This window comes from Anoxybacteroides voinovskiense (assembly GCF_014196205.1).
Classification (GTDB): domain Bacteria; phylum Bacillota; class Bacilli; order Bacillales; family Anoxybacillaceae; genus Anoxybacteroides; species Anoxybacteroides voinovskiense.
In genome coordinates this window covers 1-15,079 of the sequence record NZ_JACIDE010000039.1, presented here as the reverse complement: position 1 = coordinate 15,079, position 15,079 = coordinate 1, and the positions used below count along the sequence as shown (strand labels likewise).

The following is a 15,079-nucleotide window of genomic DNA, read 5'->3' as shown; positions in this document are numbered from 1 at the left end:
ATCAGAGTACATGTCGCTTAATCTACATGGACTGATAAACAATTTTATTAAAATCTTTGTCGTTATTTTATGATTTTAATAAAATTGATAACCTACACGTAGTGGATATTGATAAGGAGTGTGAGCGATGTTTATTTTGCAACTGGCTGCGATTTTATTTGCGTCGAAAATCGCAGGAGACATGAGCGTTCGGCTTGGGCAGCCGGCGGTATTAGGGAAACTATTAATTGGCATTGTGCTCGGTCCGACGGTGCTTGGGATCGTTACCGATACCGAAATTTTAAAAGAAGTGAGCCAAATCGGGGTTATTTTACTCATGTTTATTGCGGGGCTAGAAACGGACATGGACGAGTTTAAACGGACGGGGAAAGCAGCGACGTTCGTCGGCATACTCGGCATTGTTGTGCCATTATCGTTAGGATATGTTGCCGGGACGGCAATCGGACTAACACATATCCAAGCAGTTTTTCTCGGTCTTTTATTGTCCGCGACAAGCGTTAGCATTTCCGTTCAAGTATTAAAAGAAATGAATCAATTGCAGTCAAAAGAAGGGGCAACTATTTTAGGGGCGGCAGTAATCGATGATATTCTTGTAATTGTAAGTTTAGCGTTTTTAATGAGTATTGCGGGAAGCGATGTCGCACTAGGAGCGGTCGTATTGAAAAAAGTCCTCTTTTTTTCGGTTGCGATTGCAGCAGCTTGGAAAATCATTCCGATCGTTTTGCGCTTGTTTGCGCCGCTACGCGTCGATGAGGCCATTATTTCTGCGGGGTTAATTATTTGTTTTTCGTTTGCTTATTTTGCGGAAGCAACAGGGGTTGCAGCCATTATTGGGGCGTACATCGCTGGGATTGGCGTCAGTTTTACCGACTATAAAAAAGAAATTTTTCATAAAGTAGAAACGATTAGCTATTCCATCTTCGTTCCTGTGTTTTTTACATCGATTGGGGTTACTGTGGAGCTTTCTGGCGTCAGCGAGCATATTTGGCTCATCGTTGGATTAAGCATCTTGGCTATTTTTACCAAGCTCGTCGGTGCGGCATTTGGAGCGAAATTAGCAGGATTTACGTGGAAACCTTCGCTAGCGATTGGAGCAGGGATGGTGTCGCGTGGAGAAGTAGCGCTCATTATCGCAGGGATCGGGTTGGAAGCGAAGCTATTAACGGCTGATTTATTTGCCGCCATTGTTGTCGTTGTGCTCATCACGACGCTTGTCACCCCACCGTTGTTAAAAATATTATTTAAAGAAAAAGAAGCGAACGAACATGCTGCCTAGCGAAAAAAGGGTGTGCAGAAGCCACCCTTTTTCGTTAGGAACGGTTTTTCTTTGCTTGTTTTGTTTGACCGTCTCTTGCCATTTCTGCTTCTGCTTTCGATACAGTAGGATTTGCAACTTCTTCGCTTACTTTGTTTTGCCTTCCTTTTTTCGCCATTCTCTTTCCTCCTTTTACGTGACTTGTACATAGTATAATCAGGAAAACAAAAAAATATATGCATCAAGTTTGTACGTTTTTCGTCATTGACGAACAAGAAATGGTTGCGTAAGATGATAGTATTGCAAACGTTTAAATTAAAGGAGTTGGGCTTTGTGAGCAAGTCCTTTCGCGTCGAAAAAGTGCTAAACAATAACGTTTTAATTGCCTCACACCCCGAGTACGACGAAGTCGTGTTGCTCGGAAAAGGAATCGGATTTGGCAAGAAAAAAGGGGACGTTATCGAACAAAGCGCGGTAGAAAAATGGTTTATTTTAAAAAACGAACGAGAACAAGAACAATATAAGAAGTTGCTGCCAGAGCTTGATGAAGAGTTCATTGGGGTCATGAACGAAATTATGCAGCATATTAAAAAACGTGTAAACGCACCGCTTAATGAACATATCCATGTTGCGTTAACTGACCATATTTCGTTTACGATAAAGCGAATGGAGCAAGGCCTTGATTTAAAAAATCCATTTTTGCTTGAAACGAAAAGCTTATATCCGTTAGAATACCAAATTGCTCAAGAAGTCGTTGACATGATTAATGAAAAACTGCACGTCCAATTGCCGGAAGGGGAAGCAGGGTTTATTGCGCTACATATTCATAGCGGCATTTCACGGCAAAGCCTTGCTGAAGTGAATCAACATTCGCAGCTAATTGCGAAACTTGTTGCTATCGTCGAAGAGCAGCTTGACATTACGATCGATCGCGACAGCATTCACTACTTACGGTTTATCCGCCACTTGCGTTACGCGATTGAACGGGTGAAAAACGGAGAACGTGTCGAAGAACCAAAAAAATTGCTAAAAGTATTGAAAGAAGAATATCCGCTATGCTATAATGTTGCATGGAAGCTAGTAAAAGTGATGCAACAAACGTTGCAACTGCCGGTAGATGAGGCAGAAGCAGTTTATTTAACGATGCATTTGCAAAGGCTTGCAAAAAAAAATGGATAATGGTTTCATCTTTACGTGTTACTGATTCGATCAGGCATGAGTAAAGAAGGAACGGTAGGACAAACAATAATAAGGAAGTTTCCTTTTTATTGTAAGCGTTCTATTGTCTTCTTCTTTTGCTCATGCCTTTTGTTTTTCCATGCTTTGCAAATGCTTACAATTGTCGGACGTCCGACGATTTTGGAAAACGTATGAAAAAACGTTTGTTGCAAAGCTTATAACCAAAGGAGGAGTAACGATGAAAAAAGCGTTTGGCACATTGCAAAAAGTCGGTAAAGCGCTTATGCTTCCTGTTGCGATTTTGCCGGCAGCCGGTATTTTGCTTGCATTTGGTAACGCGTTGCAAAACCCAGCGTTAACGGACAAGCTTCCGGCGTTAAAAGCAGCTTGGGTTGTGATGATTGCAAAAGTAATGGAACAAGCAGGGGGAGTTGTGTTCTCTAACCTTTCGCTTCTCTTTGCTGTAGGGGTTGCGATTGGTTTAGCTGGTGGTGAAGGGGTTGCCGGACTAGCAGCTATTATCGGTTATTTAATTATGAACATCACGATGAGTGTTGTATTAGGAGTAACCGCCGATCAAATCGGGAAAGACCCATCATTTGCCAATGTGTTAGGCATTCCAACGTTGCAAACAGGTGTCTTCGGCGGGATTATCGTCGGGATTATGGCAGCGTATATGTACAATAAATATTATAAAATTGAACTCCCACAATATTTAGGATTTTTCGCTGGTAAACGTTTCGTACCGATTGTAACTGCGGCATCTGCTGTTGTGCTTGGGATTGTGATGACATGGGTATGGCCACCGATTCAACACGGGCTAAATGCATTCTCACATAATATGATCGATGCAAACAAGCCGTTAGCTGCATTTGTTTTCGGGGTCATTGAGCGTGCATTAATTCCGTTCGGATTGCACCATATTTTCTACGCACCGTTCTGGTTTGAGTTTGGGGAGTATGTCAATAAAGCTGGGGAAGTGGTTCATGGTGACCAAAAAATCTTCTTTGCTCAGTTAAAAGACGGAGTGCCGTTAACAGCGGGAACATTTATGACAGGAAAATTCCCGTTCATGATGTTCGGGCTTCCGGCCGCTGCGCTTGCGATTTACCATGAAGCGCGCCCAGAGAACAAAAAAGTAGTCGCAGGTATTATGGCTTCTGCCGCATTAACATCGTTCTTAACAGGGATTACAGAACCAATTGAGTTCTCGTTTTTATTCGTTGCGCCAGCATTGTTTGCCATCCATACGATTTTTGCTGGACTATCCTTTATGTTGATGCACCTCTTGAACGTGAAAATCGGGATGACGTTCTCTGGTGGGGTCATTGACTACCTATTGTTCGGGGTGTTGCCAAACCGTACGGCTTGGTGGCTCGTTATTCCAGTTGGGTTAGTGTTTGCAGTGATTTACTATTTCGGGTTCCGCTTTGCAATTCGTAAATGGGATTTAGCAACTCCTGGTCGTGAAAAAGCGGAAGAAACAACGGCAACTGCGACAGCAGGGGCAGATGAATTACCATACGAAATTTTAGCGGCACTTGGTGGAAAAGAAAACATCGCGCATTTAGATGCGTGCATCACTCGCCTACGCGTATCGGTGAACGACATTCAACATGTCGATAAAGACCGTCTCAAAGCGTTAGGTGCAGCAGGGGTTCTTGAAGTTGGCAACAACGTACAAGCGATTTTCGGACCGAAGTCTGATACGTTAAAGAGCCAAATAAAAGACATTATGGAAGGTCGCGTGCCAGCGCGGGCGAAAGAAGAAGTAAAAACAACAGCTGTAAGCACTGGAATAGAAAAAGTAGCAGCTCCATTAACAGGAGAAGTATTGCCGCTTTCAGAAGTGCCAGATCAAGTGTTTTCGCAAAAAATGATGGGAGACGGTTTTGCAATTATGCCGACCGACGGAACAGTTGTTTCTCCGGTTGACGGAACGATTGTGAACGTATTCCCAACAAAACACGCAATCGGTATTCAATCGAAAAACGGAAGAGAAGTTTTAATTCACTTTGGGATCGATACGGTGAAATTGAACGGAAAAGGCTTTGAAGCACTCGTTTCTCAAGGCGATGAAGTGAAAAAAGGCCAGCCGTTGTTAAAAGTAGATTTAGACTATGTGAAAAACAATGCGCCTTCTGTCATTACGCCGATTATTTTTACTAACTTAAAAGCAAACGAAGCAGTCAACATTGAAAAACAAGGCACGGTAACAAAAGGCGAAGACAATATCGTTACAATCGGTTAATGGCACACACATAGAGAAACGTTTCGTTTCTCTATGTGACTTTTCCATTGAATGGAACATAAATGTTTGTTATGATGACAACAAACCATATTGAAAAGGAGATTGATGACCATGGCTGAGAAAGTATTTACAGTTACTGCTGACTCTGGAATTCATGCCCGTCCGGCGACGTTGCTTGTACAAGCAGCAAGCAAATTTAATAGCGATATTCATTTAGAGTACAACGGCAAAAAAGTGAACTTAAAATCGATTATGGGTGTCATGTCTTTAGGTGTTCCGAAGGGAGCGCAAATTAAAATTACGGCAGAGGGTGCAGATGCAGCAGAAGCGATGGCAGCGTTAACGGAAACATTGGCAAAAGAAGGACTTGCACAATAATGTCAAAACATATTCAAGGTATTGCTGCATCGAGCGGGATCGCCATTGCCAAGGCGTACCGCTTGGAAACCCCTCATCTCGTTGTGGAAAAAAAGACAGTGACAGATGTCGAAGCGGAAATTGCACGCTTTGACGAGGCAGTTGCAAAAGCGAAAACGGAATTGGAACAAATTAAAAACCATGCGCTGCAAACGTTAGGCGAAGATAAGGCGGCGATTTTCTCGGCGCATCTTCTCGTCTTAAGCGATCCGGAACTATTGAATCCGATTAAAGAGAAAATCTCTTTAGAACAAGTGAATGCAGAATATGCGTTGGACGAAGTGGCATCGATGTTTGTGGCGATGTTTGAAGCGATGGATAACGAATATATGAAAGAACGCGCTGCTGACATTCGTGACGTAACGAAGCGAGTGCTTGCACATTTACTTGGAGTGACGATGTCTAATCCAAGCCTTATTTCTGAAGAGGTTGTGATTATTGCCGAAGATTTAACACCGTCAGACACTGCTCAGCTAAACCGGCAATACGTAAAAGGATTTACGACCGACATTGGTGGGCGCACGTCTCACTCAGCGATTATGGCGCGCTCACTTGAAATTCCAGCTGTTGTCGGAACGAAAGTAGTGACGGCAGAAATCGAAAATGGTGATCTCATCATTGTTGATGGCTTAGACGGTCGCGTAGTCGTTAATCCGTCGGAAGAGGAATTGGCGCAATATAACGAAAAACGCGCTCGTTTTGAGGCACAAAAAGCAGAATGGGCAAAATTAGTCCATGAACCGACCGTGACAAGCGATGGCTACCATGTTGAATTAGCCGCAAACATCGGAACGCCTGATGACGTAAAAGGTGTGCTAGCGAATGGCGCAGAAGGCATTGGATTGTACCGAACAGAGTTTTTGTACATGGGCCGTTCGGAATTGCCGACAGAGGAAGAACAATTTGTTGCCTATAAAACGGTATTGGAGCGGATGGAAGGAAAGCCAGTTGTCGTCCGTACGCTCGATATTGGCGGCGACAAAGAACTGCCGTATTTAGAGCTTCCAAAAGAAATGAATCCATTTTTAGGGTTCCGGGCAATTCGCCTATGTTTAGAAATGCAAGAAATGTTCCGCACGCAACTACGGGCATTGCTGCGCGCGAGCGTATATGGCAACTTAAAAATTATGTTTCCGATGATTGCAACAGTCGATGAGTTCCGGCAAGCAAAAGCGGTTCTTTTAGAAGAAAAAGAAAAATTAGTACAGGCAGGTGTGCCAGTAGCGGAATTTGAAGTTGGGATGATGGTCGAAATCCCAGCGGCAGCAGTGCTTGCTGACCAATTCGCAAAAGAAGTGGATTTCTTCAGCATCGGAACGAACGATTTAATTCAATATACGATGGCGGCAGACCGGATGAACGAACGAGTATCGTACCTTTATCAGCCATACAACCCAGCTATTTTGCGATTGATTGCAAACGTCATCGATGCAGCGCATAAAGAAGGAAAATGGGCAGGCATGTGCGGGGAGATGGCAGGCGAAGAGCTAGCAATTCCGATTTTGCTCGGCTTAGGATTAGATGAGTTCAGCATGAGCGCTACTTCTGTGTTGCGTGCTCGTTCGCAATTGAAAAAATTATCGAAAGAAGAAACTGCTAGTTTGAAAGAAACGATTTTATCGATGAATACAGCTGAAGAAGTCGTTGCTTTTGTGAAGCAAACGTTCCATATCGAATAAAGGTAAAGCGGTGGATTTTCACCGCTTTACCCGTTTACGTAAGCACAGGGGATGTTGTATGGTAACTAAACCGTTGGCGAACGGTTAACGAAATGCCGGTGGCGATGGCACGCGCCATTTGATAGACGACATGTAAATTTGTGTATGGCAATTCATGTAGCTCCTTCTTTTCTTCTAGCATTACTCCCATAATGCTTACATCGCCGACAGCAGGAAATCGTTTGTTTAAAGCTGACCCTGCTTTTAGTGGTCCAGACCGAATGGCGATTGAATGGACATACGGCTGCATGCCGACGACGCTGTCAATCGCTACGACGCACGTCGACGGTGAGATGGTAAGCTGGTGAATGGTTGCTCCTAAGTTCGTCGCATCGAGCGGTTCTTTTAATGTGCCGATGACGGTTAAATGATTTGGGTAAAGCCCTGTCAACAACGTTCCGACAAACGGCCCTAAACTATCGCCGTTAATTCGGTTGCTTCCGATACATAAAAGGACAATTTGTTCTGTTGTTGTCGGAAGAAAAGAAAACAGATGGTTGCGAATAAGCAATGGAGCTAACGGATTATCGTAAGAAATAAACTGCACAGCAGTCAACCTTCTTTCGCGCATTTCGTTTATATTTTGTTTTATTCGCGACAAATAGCGTAATCCCTGCCAATTTATTTAAAAGGATTTTTCCATTCCATTAATACGGCGTAATTGCACGACTCTTCATCTTCTAAATAGTTTTCAACAAGGGCAATTGGCAGGCGGCCACAACGAAGCAAAAACGTAATCACAGGATCTTTTAGCTTCCCGGATAGGACGTGTTCCACGTATTGTTGCGCAGACATCTCTTTTGCGTAGCGATGATATCTTGGCATTCTTCCACCGCCAAGCAGTCGGTCAACGTTTAAGCGGACGACGACTTCGTACATCGATTGCATTAACCATTTGCCAAGCCCAAATTTTCGATAGCTAGGAGAAACACAAATATCAACGACATATAACGTATTGCCGTCCGGTCGATGGTTGCGGATATAGCCGCCGTCTGTCATTTCCTCCCACGTATGAGAAGGGTGTGTTTGGTCAAAATCGACAAGCAAGCCGGTCATCGAACCGACGATGCGGCCATCTATTTCGGCGCAAAGCGCCCCCTCTGGAAATAAAGTCACATGATTTGTTAATTGTTCTTCGTTCCACCATAGCTCGGAAGGAAACGGTGGCGGAAAACTTTCTTGTTGAACGCGGATGAGCGCGGGGAAATCACTAGCGGTATAGTTACGAATGATTGCTTTTTTTGCCATATCTCCGTGAAAAACGTATATTTCTTTTCGATACATAATCCCACCCCTTGGAAATAAGCTATTAATTTTTCATCATATATGAATACGTTCAAACGATGCAAGAAAAATGTGTTTTCCAGTTTCTTTTTCTTATTTAAGAATGTACTCCTATAGACGATTGCTAGAAAGGGCTTTATAATGGAAATAACCGTTCGACAATATACGATATATTTTGACAAAGGAGAGAACGAACCAGTGTTCAAAACATTACGTACGAAGCTCATCGTCTTAATGGCATTATTAATGATTGGTTCATTAGCGGCGACACAAATTGTCGGCGTTGTTGAAACGAAAAACATAATTCGCAATGATGTCAGCAATCGTGGGAATGCGCTTGTTAAGCAATTGGTGAAAGATGTTCAATCTAGCTTTGTGAGCGAAGAACATAGCTTGCGCCAATTTAGCCAGTCGCCGATGGTATTGCAAATGTTAAAGAATGAAAATTTATGGCCGTCAGTTGATGGAGAGTTTCAAAGTTTTTTAAAGATTCACCAAAATACGCAGCTTATTTATGTCGGTACACCCGATAAAAAAATGTACACGACACCAAAAGTCGATTTACCAGCTGGCTATGACCCGACGTCACGTCCGTGGTATCAAAAAGCGACAGAACATCCTGATGAAGTGATTTGGACAGACCCATATGTTGACGCAGTGACAGGGCAATACATTGTAACATTAGCGAAAGCGATTACCGACGGTGGTCAAGTAATTGGAGTAGTAGGGGTCGATCTGTCATTAGATGCTGTAGCGAAAATCGTAAACAGCATGGATGTTGGCTACCATGGATATCCAATATTATTTGACCAAACAGGTATTGCTATCGTTCATCCGCAGTATAAAGGGAAAAACATGTCTAATAATGCTGTCGTGAAATATATGATGCAGCATAACAGTGGATTGCATGAGTATACACAAGACAATGAAAAGCGCATGCTTTATTTCACTACCATTCCAAATTTAGGGTGGAAAGTCGGTGCGGTTTATAAAGAAAAAGACTTGTTTGCCGTAAGCGATTCGCTTGCGATGAAAATGCTGCTTATTACGGCTATTGCGGTATTAATCGGTATCGCTGTTATTTACGTTATGGCGCGTTCGATTGTAAAGCCGATTGTGTATTTGCAAGAACAACTAGAAAAAGTAGCGAACGGAGATTTGAATGTACAAGTAGAAACGAAAGCGAAAGATGAAATCGGCCAGCTTGCCGAGCATTTTAACCATATGGTGCGGGAGATGAAGGGGCTCATTCATCAAGTGCACGAATCTGTCAACGAGCTCGCCGCGTCTGCTGACCATTTAAGCGCCGTAGCAGAAGAAACGATGACGACAAGCGACCAAGTGGCGACCGCTATTGGCGATATTGCGAAAGGCATGTCCGAACAGGCGAGCGATTTAGATACGATTAACGAACGGACGGCAATGCTCTCGAACCAAATTGAAACAGTTGCTCAAGCAGCATCCGCGATGCATGCGTTGTCCAACGACACGAAAGATGCAAGCTATAACGGTATTGAAAAATTAAACGAATTGCAACAAAAATCAAATGAAGCAAAAGACGAGCTGCAGTCGGTAGGAAAGGTAATGACCGATCTCGTCGTCAAAATGAAAAAAATTGACGAAGTCATTCAAACAATTACAGCGATTTCCGGACAGACGAACTTATTAGCATTAAATGCTAGCATCGAAGCGGCAAGAGCAGGTGAGCATGGAAAAGGATTTGCGGTAGTGGCAGAAGAAGTTCGAAAACTTGCCGAACAGTCTTCACAAGCAACAGAACAAATCCGGCAGACGATTGCGACCATTCAGCAACAAGTAGACTTAGCAATGCAAGCAGTCGAACGTTCCAAAGATATGAACGAAGAACAAGAGCAAGCCGTCCACGTCACAGGCGAATCGTTCATGAAGATTGCAACGATGATGGAACAATTAACAACGTCAATTTCTAATATTACCGATGAAGTACAACGAATGAACGAAAGCAAAGACCAAGTCGTCGAAGCAATGCAAAACATTTCGGCCATTGCCGAGCAAGCCGCAGCGTCCGCCGAAGAAGTAGCAGCGTCCGCTGACGACCAATTAAAAGCGTTAAGTACGGTGACAGAATCAGCAGAAAAATTAAGCGATATGGGCCGTCATTTACAGCAGTTAGTGGAAAAGTTTGATGTGTAAAAACGGAACGCGCAAACCTTGGGTTGCGCGTTTTTTCTTACGATAGAAGGAAAACAAAGAAAAATGCCGAAAGAGTATAAAAAAAAGAAGAAGGGTAGGGAAGAGTGATGGAACTTCGTTTAGAAGGAAAAACAGCGCTTGTTGTTGCCTCTAGTCAAGGGCTTGGAAAAGCGATTGCGAAACAGCTCGTTTTAGAAGGCGCCAATGTCATGTTGACAAGCCGCAATGCAGAAAAATTGCAAGAAGTTGAAAAAGAACTGCGCTCTTTGCAAAAAGGGAATGTCGCCTATGTTCCGGCAGATATTACGAAAAAAGAAGATATTCATCATCTTATCGAAAAAACGATCGAAACGTACGGAACGATTGAGTTGCTTGTCAATAACGCCGGAGGACCGCCAGCAGGCACGTTTGAAACGATGACTGATGAAGAATGGTATAAAGCGTTCGAGCTAAATTTATTAAGCTATATCCGCATTATTCGAGAAGCGCTCCCATATTTAAAGAAAAAAGGCGGAAAGATTGTCAATATCGCGTCTTCTTCTATTAAAGAGCCAATTCCAGGCTTGCTGTTGTCGAATACGTTTCGCACCGGCATCGTCGGATTGACGAAAACGTTAGCACAAGAATTTGCGCCATATAACGTTTTAATTAATACAGTAGCACCAGGACGAATCGCGACGGAGCGTGTAGCATTTTTAGACAAGCTCAACGCTGAAAAGTTTGGCATTACAAAAGAAGAAATGGAAGCGCGCATGAAAAGCACGATTCCGCTCGGACGATACGGAACGCCAGAAGAATTTGCAAAAGTCGTTACGTTTTTGTTGTCGGACGCAAATTCGTACATGACTGGACAATCGTTCCTTGTGGACGGTGGCATGGTCAAATCGATTTAGCAAAAGTACTACTTCCTTGCCACGTAGAATATACATAAACCACCTTTATAGCGAAAGGGAGTGGCGGATGTGAAAAGTAAAGTCGTGGCGGGAGTGTTGGCGATTTTGCTTGGGGGACTTGGGATTCATAAGTTTTACCTCGGAAAACTCGGTCAAGGGGTGTTGTATTTATTGTTTTCGTGGACAGGGATTCCAAGCATTATTGGCTTAATTGAAGGCATTTTATATCTTTTGAAATCGGATGAGGAATTTAATCGCGAGTACAACGTCGTTTCGGAAGACTAGAACTTTGGCGGATCGCCAAGGTTCTTTTCCATAGGAGGAATGAAGGTGAACATTGGATTTATCGGCCTTGGCGTGATGGGAAAAAGCATGGCCTACAACTTGTTGCGGGCAGGATATTCACTCGTTGTCTATACGCGCACGAAAGAAAAGGCATCGTCGCTATTAGCAGAAGGAGCGGTTTGGGCAGAAACGGTCGCTTCGTTAGCGAAACAAGTCGATGTAGCGATTACGATGGTTGGATATCCGAGCGATGTCGAAGCAGTGTATTTTGGCGAAGCAGGTTTAATCGAAAATGTTCGAGTTGGTGCGTATTTAATCGACATGACGACATCGACGCCATCATTAGCGGAAAAAATTTACGAAACTGCGAAAAAGCGTGGAGTGTTCGCGCTAGATGCCCCTGTTTCAGGGGGAGATGTTGGTGCAAAAAACGGTACGTTGACGATAATGGTCGGTGGCGACGAAACAGCGTTTCAAGCGTGCCGCTCAATTTTTGCTGTGCTTGGCAAAAACATTGTTTACCAAGGAAAAGCAGGTGCTGGGCAACATACGAAAATGTGTAATCAAATCGCAATTGCCACAAATATGATTGGAGTTTGTGAAGCGCTTGCTTATGCGCAAAAAGCCGGCCTTGACCCATTAAAAGTGCTCGAAAGCATTTCGCAAGGAGCAGCAGGAAGTTGGTCGCTAAGCAATTTAGCACCGCGTATGCTCGCTGGAAACTTCGCGCCAGGTTTTTATGTGAAACATTTTATCAAAGACATGAAAATCGCTTTAGCCGAGGCAGAGCGAATGAATTTGCAACTTCCTGGGCTTGCACTAGCGAAAGAAATGTACGAGCAGCTGGCTGGAATGGGCGAAGAAAATAGCGGCACACAAGCGCTGTATAAACGATATGTCAACGAAAGACATGCGCACTAGCGCGTGTCTTTCTTAAATAATTATTTTTCGGAAAATATTGAATATTTTATTTAGTAGATGTATAGTGAAATTACATTACATACTAACTGGTTAGTATAAAGGAGGTTGGTAACTAGTCGCACTGTTCACGTAGAGTGTAAGGGAGTAAAAGGGAAGCGTTTTTATTTTAAACAAGAAAGAGGGATGTGTATGCATGCGCTTGAATTGTTTCGGCTTACAGGAAAAACAGCGATCGTCACTGGTGGAGGTCGCGGACTTGGCGAACAAATCGCCATCGGATTGGCGGAAGCTGGTGCAAACGTCGTCGTCTGTTCACGTAAACTCGACGCGTGCGAAGCAGTAAAAGAAAAACTTGAGGCACTTGGTGTACAGTCATTAGCATTGCCGTGCGATGTGACGAATATAGATGATGTGAATGCGGTAGTAGAACAAACGGTGGCTACATTTGGGAGAATTGATATTTTAGTGAATAATAGCGGGGCAACGTGGGGAGCGAAAGTAGAAGACATGCCGCTTGAAGCGTGGCAAAAAGTGTTGGACGTAAATATCACTGGAACGTTTTTAATGAGCCAAGCAGTTGGAAAAGTGATGATAAAGCAAGGAGAGGGAAAAATCATTAACATCGCTTCGGTTGCCGGTCTTGGTGGCACGAATCCGAATGTAATGAACACGATTGCATATAACACAAGTAAAGGGGCGGTCATTACGTTTACGAAAGATTTAGCGGTGAAGTGGGGGGAATATGGCATTTGCGTCAATGCGATTGCGCCAGGCTTTTTCCCGACGAAAATGTCAAAGGTGGTGATTGAGCGAGGAAAAGAGCAAATTTTAGCGAATATCCCGTTGAAGCGGTTCGGCGGGGAGGATGATTTAAAAGGAGCTGTATTGTTTTTCGCATCGAATGCGTCTAATTTTGTGACCGGCTCATTGCTTGTCGTTGACGGTGGTTCACATGCTTATTGCTAATTCGGGGAGGAGAAAGGATGAAAAAGAAAGCGTTTTCACTTTACCCAAGCCATATTGCCACAGAATTTGACATTCCGAAGATAACGTTATGTGACATTTTACAAGAACGTGCCCAGCAATACCGCAACCATTCCGCCATCTCTTTTTACCATCAAGAAATTACCTACGGTGAACTTGCTTATTTAGTCGAAAAATTTGCTTCTAGCTTACAAAGACAAGGCGTGAAAAAAGGAGATCGCGTCGCGATTATGCTGCCGAACTGTCCGCAATACGTCATTTCTTACTACGGTATTTTGCGCGCCGGTGCGATCGTCACCCAAGTCAATCCAATGCTCGTTGAACGGGAATTGACTTACTTATTGCAAGATTCGGGGGCAGAAACAATCGTTGTGTACGATGCGCTTTATCCACGAGTGAAAGCGGTACAAGCGAATACGTCGGTGAAGCAAGTGATTGTCGTTAGCCTGCAGCCGTCCTCCTCATCGTTCGCGCCAGATATGACATTCGAAGCATTTTTAGCGCAAGGAGACGGTCACGTGCAACTGGTAGCGATCGATCCAGAACATGATGTGGCAGTATTGCAATATACAGGCGGCACGACAGGACGTTCGAAGGGGGCGATGCTCACACATCGAAATGTAGTGGCGAACGTCATGCAGTGCGTGGAGTTTTTTAAAGACAAGATTGAGTTTGGCGCGGAGCGATATTTGACGGTTATCCCACTTTTCCACGTATTTGCGATGACATCGGGCATGAATTTAGCCATTTATGTCGGGGCAACGAACATTTTATTGCCGCGCTTTGATTTGCAAGAAGTGTTACAGACAATCAAAGAGAAGAAACCGACATCGTTTCCAGGCGTTCCAACGATGTACGTCGCGATTACAAATACACCGAATGTTGAGCAATATGGCATTCATAGCATGAAAATGTGCAATAGCGGAAGTGCGCCGATGCCGGTGGAGTTGATGCGAGAATTTGAACGAAAAACAGGTGCGCTTGTGTTAGAAGGATATGGGCTTTCTGAAGCATCACCGGTAACGCATTGCAATCCGCCGTTTGCGGAACGAAAGCCGGGGACGGTCGGGATTGGGTTGCCGATGACAGAATATAAAATTGTCGATGTTGCAACCGGCACAGAAGAATTAAAACCAGGGGAGCTCGGTGAATTAATTATTCGTGGTCCACAAGTGATGACAGGGTATTGGAACAAACAAGAAGAAACAGCTATTACGTTGCGCGACGGCTGGTTGTATACGGGCGATTTAGCGACGATGGATGAAGATGGATACGTCACGATTGTTGACCGGAAAAAAGATATGATTATCTCTAGCGGGTATAACGTGTATCCGCGCGAAATAGAAGAAGTGTTGTACGAACATCCAGCAGTAAAAGAAGCGGTTGTGATCGGCGTTCCGGACGCTTATCGTGGAGAAACGGTGAAGGCAGTCATCGTGCCGAAAGACGGTCAAACAGTAAGTACTGAGGAAATGATCGAACATTGCCGCCAAAACTTAGCTTCCTATAAAGTGCCGCGCATCGTCGAGTTTCGCCAAGAGTTGCCGAAAACGAACGTCGGGAAAATTTTGCGCCGCGTGTTGCGCGAAGAGGCGGCTCAGTCGAAACAATAAAACGAACCGCTCTTCGTATGAGTAAAATGTTTGTGGGAGGAAGCTAAATCCTCTTCCATATGTTTCAAGGGGAGGATTCCTTGAACAGAAGGGGGATGAGCAAAAAA

Annotated in this window: 14 protein-coding genes; 11 read left to right on the top strand and 3 right to left on the bottom strand. The window is 43.9% G+C overall.

Features of this window, described 5'->3' with window-relative positions:
• The first annotated feature begins 127 nt into the window (after positions 1 to 127).
• Positions 128 to 1,276 carry a cation:proton antiporter gene (locus tag GGR02_RS16645; protein ID WP_183186064.1) on the top strand — a complete coding sequence of 383 codons (1,149 nt, stop codon included), beginning with the start codon at positions 128 to 130 and terminating at the stop codon, positions 1,274 to 1,276.
• A 34-nt stretch (positions 1,277 to 1,310) separates the two neighbouring features.
• Here GGR02_RS16645 and GGR02_RS17700 read toward each other — a convergent pair whose 3' ends face one another.
• The gene (locus tag GGR02_RS17700) at positions 1,311 to 1,433 is read right to left on the bottom strand and encodes a hypothetical protein (RefSeq protein ID WP_260175199.1); all 123 of its coding nucleotides are present in this window, start codon (positions 1,431 to 1,433) and stop codon (positions 1,311 to 1,313) included.
• 155 nt (positions 1,434 to 1,588) lie between these two features.
• Here GGR02_RS17700 and glcT point away from each other — a divergent pair, with 155 nt between their 5' ends.
• The 4 genes from glcT to ptsP all read left to right on the top strand — a co-directional run bounded on the left by glcT (position 1,589) and on the right by ptsP (position 6,781).
• On the top strand, positions 1,589 to 2,434 hold the full coding sequence (gene glcT, locus GGR02_RS16640; protein WP_183186063.1) for a glucose PTS transporter transcription antiterminator GlcT: 846 nt from the start codon (positions 1,589 to 1,591) through the stop codon (positions 2,432 to 2,434).
• Positions 2,435 to 2,672: 238 nt separating this feature from the next.
• Positions 2,673 to 4,685 (top strand): glucose-specific PTS transporter subunit IIBC, encoded by a 2,013-nt coding sequence (gene ptsG / locus GGR02_RS16635; RefSeq protein ID WP_183186062.1) that lies wholly within the window; start codon positions 2,673 to 2,675, stop codon positions 4,683 to 4,685.
• A 111-nt stretch (positions 4,686 to 4,796) separates the two neighbouring features.
• A complete protein-coding gene (locus tag GGR02_RS16630; RefSeq protein ID WP_183186061.1) occupies positions 4,797 to 5,063 on the top strand; it encodes a phosphocarrier protein HPr in 267 nt (88 codons plus the stop codon).
• Positions 5,063 to 6,781 (top strand): phosphoenolpyruvate--protein phosphotransferase, encoded by a 1,719-nt coding sequence (ptsP, locus tag GGR02_RS16625; protein ID WP_183186060.1) that lies wholly within the window; start codon positions 5,063 to 5,065, stop codon positions 6,779 to 6,781. The genes GGR02_RS16630 and ptsP overlap by 1 nt, the downstream gene beginning before the upstream one ends.
• A 34-nt stretch (positions 6,782 to 6,815) precedes the next feature.
• Here the strand turns inward: ptsP and yyaC are convergent, their stop codons facing one another.
• Both yyaC and GGR02_RS16615 read right to left on the bottom strand, forming a co-directional pair.
• The gene (yyaC, locus tag GGR02_RS16620; protein ID WP_183186059.1) at positions 6,816 to 7,367 is read right to left on the bottom strand and encodes a spore protease YyaC; all 552 of its coding nucleotides are present in this window, start codon (positions 7,365 to 7,367) and stop codon (positions 6,816 to 6,818) included.
• Positions 7,368 to 7,441: 74 nt separating this feature from the next.
• Complete coding sequence (locus GGR02_RS16615) at positions 7,442 to 8,104, bottom strand: GNAT family N-acetyltransferase (protein WP_183186058.1); 663 nt, start codon at positions 8,102 to 8,104, stop codon at positions 7,442 to 7,444.
• 198 nt (positions 8,105 to 8,302) lie between these two features.
• Between GGR02_RS16615 and GGR02_RS16610 the strand changes: the two genes are divergently transcribed.
• The 6 genes from GGR02_RS16610 (at position 8,303) to GGR02_RS16585 (ending at position 14,972) form a co-directional block, all read left to right on the top strand.
• Positions 8,303 to 10,276 (top strand): methyl-accepting chemotaxis protein, encoded by a 1,974-nt coding sequence (locus tag GGR02_RS16610; protein ID WP_183186057.1) that lies wholly within the window; start codon positions 8,303 to 8,305, stop codon positions 10,274 to 10,276.
• Positions 10,277 to 10,383: 107 nt separating this feature from the next.
• Positions 10,384 to 11,169: an SDR family oxidoreductase gene (locus GGR02_RS16605; protein WP_183186065.1), complete on the top strand. Its 786-nt coding sequence runs from the start codon at positions 10,384 to 10,386 to the stop codon at positions 11,167 to 11,169.
• Between the two features lie 60 nt (positions 11,170 to 11,229).
• Positions 11,230 to 11,454 (top strand): TM2 domain-containing protein, encoded by a 225-nt coding sequence (locus GGR02_RS16600; RefSeq protein ID WP_229706265.1) that lies wholly within the window; start codon positions 11,230 to 11,232, stop codon positions 11,452 to 11,454.
• Positions 11,455 to 11,493: 39 nt separating this feature from the next.
• Entirely contained in the window at positions 11,494 to 12,375 is an 882-nt protein-coding gene (locus tag GGR02_RS16595) for an NAD(P)-dependent oxidoreductase (RefSeq protein WP_183186055.1), read from the top strand.
• Between the two features lie 189 nt (positions 12,376 to 12,564).
• The gene (locus tag GGR02_RS16590; RefSeq protein WP_183186054.1) at positions 12,565 to 13,341 is read left to right on the top strand and encodes an SDR family oxidoreductase; all 777 of its coding nucleotides are present in this window, start codon (positions 12,565 to 12,567) and stop codon (positions 13,339 to 13,341) included.
• 17 nt (positions 13,342 to 13,358) lie between these two features.
• On the top strand, positions 13,359 to 14,972 hold the full coding sequence (locus GGR02_RS16585; RefSeq protein WP_183186053.1) for a long-chain-fatty-acid--CoA ligase: 1,614 nt from the start codon (positions 13,359 to 13,361) through the stop codon (positions 14,970 to 14,972).
• Positions 14,973 to 15,079 lie beyond the last annotated feature (107 nt).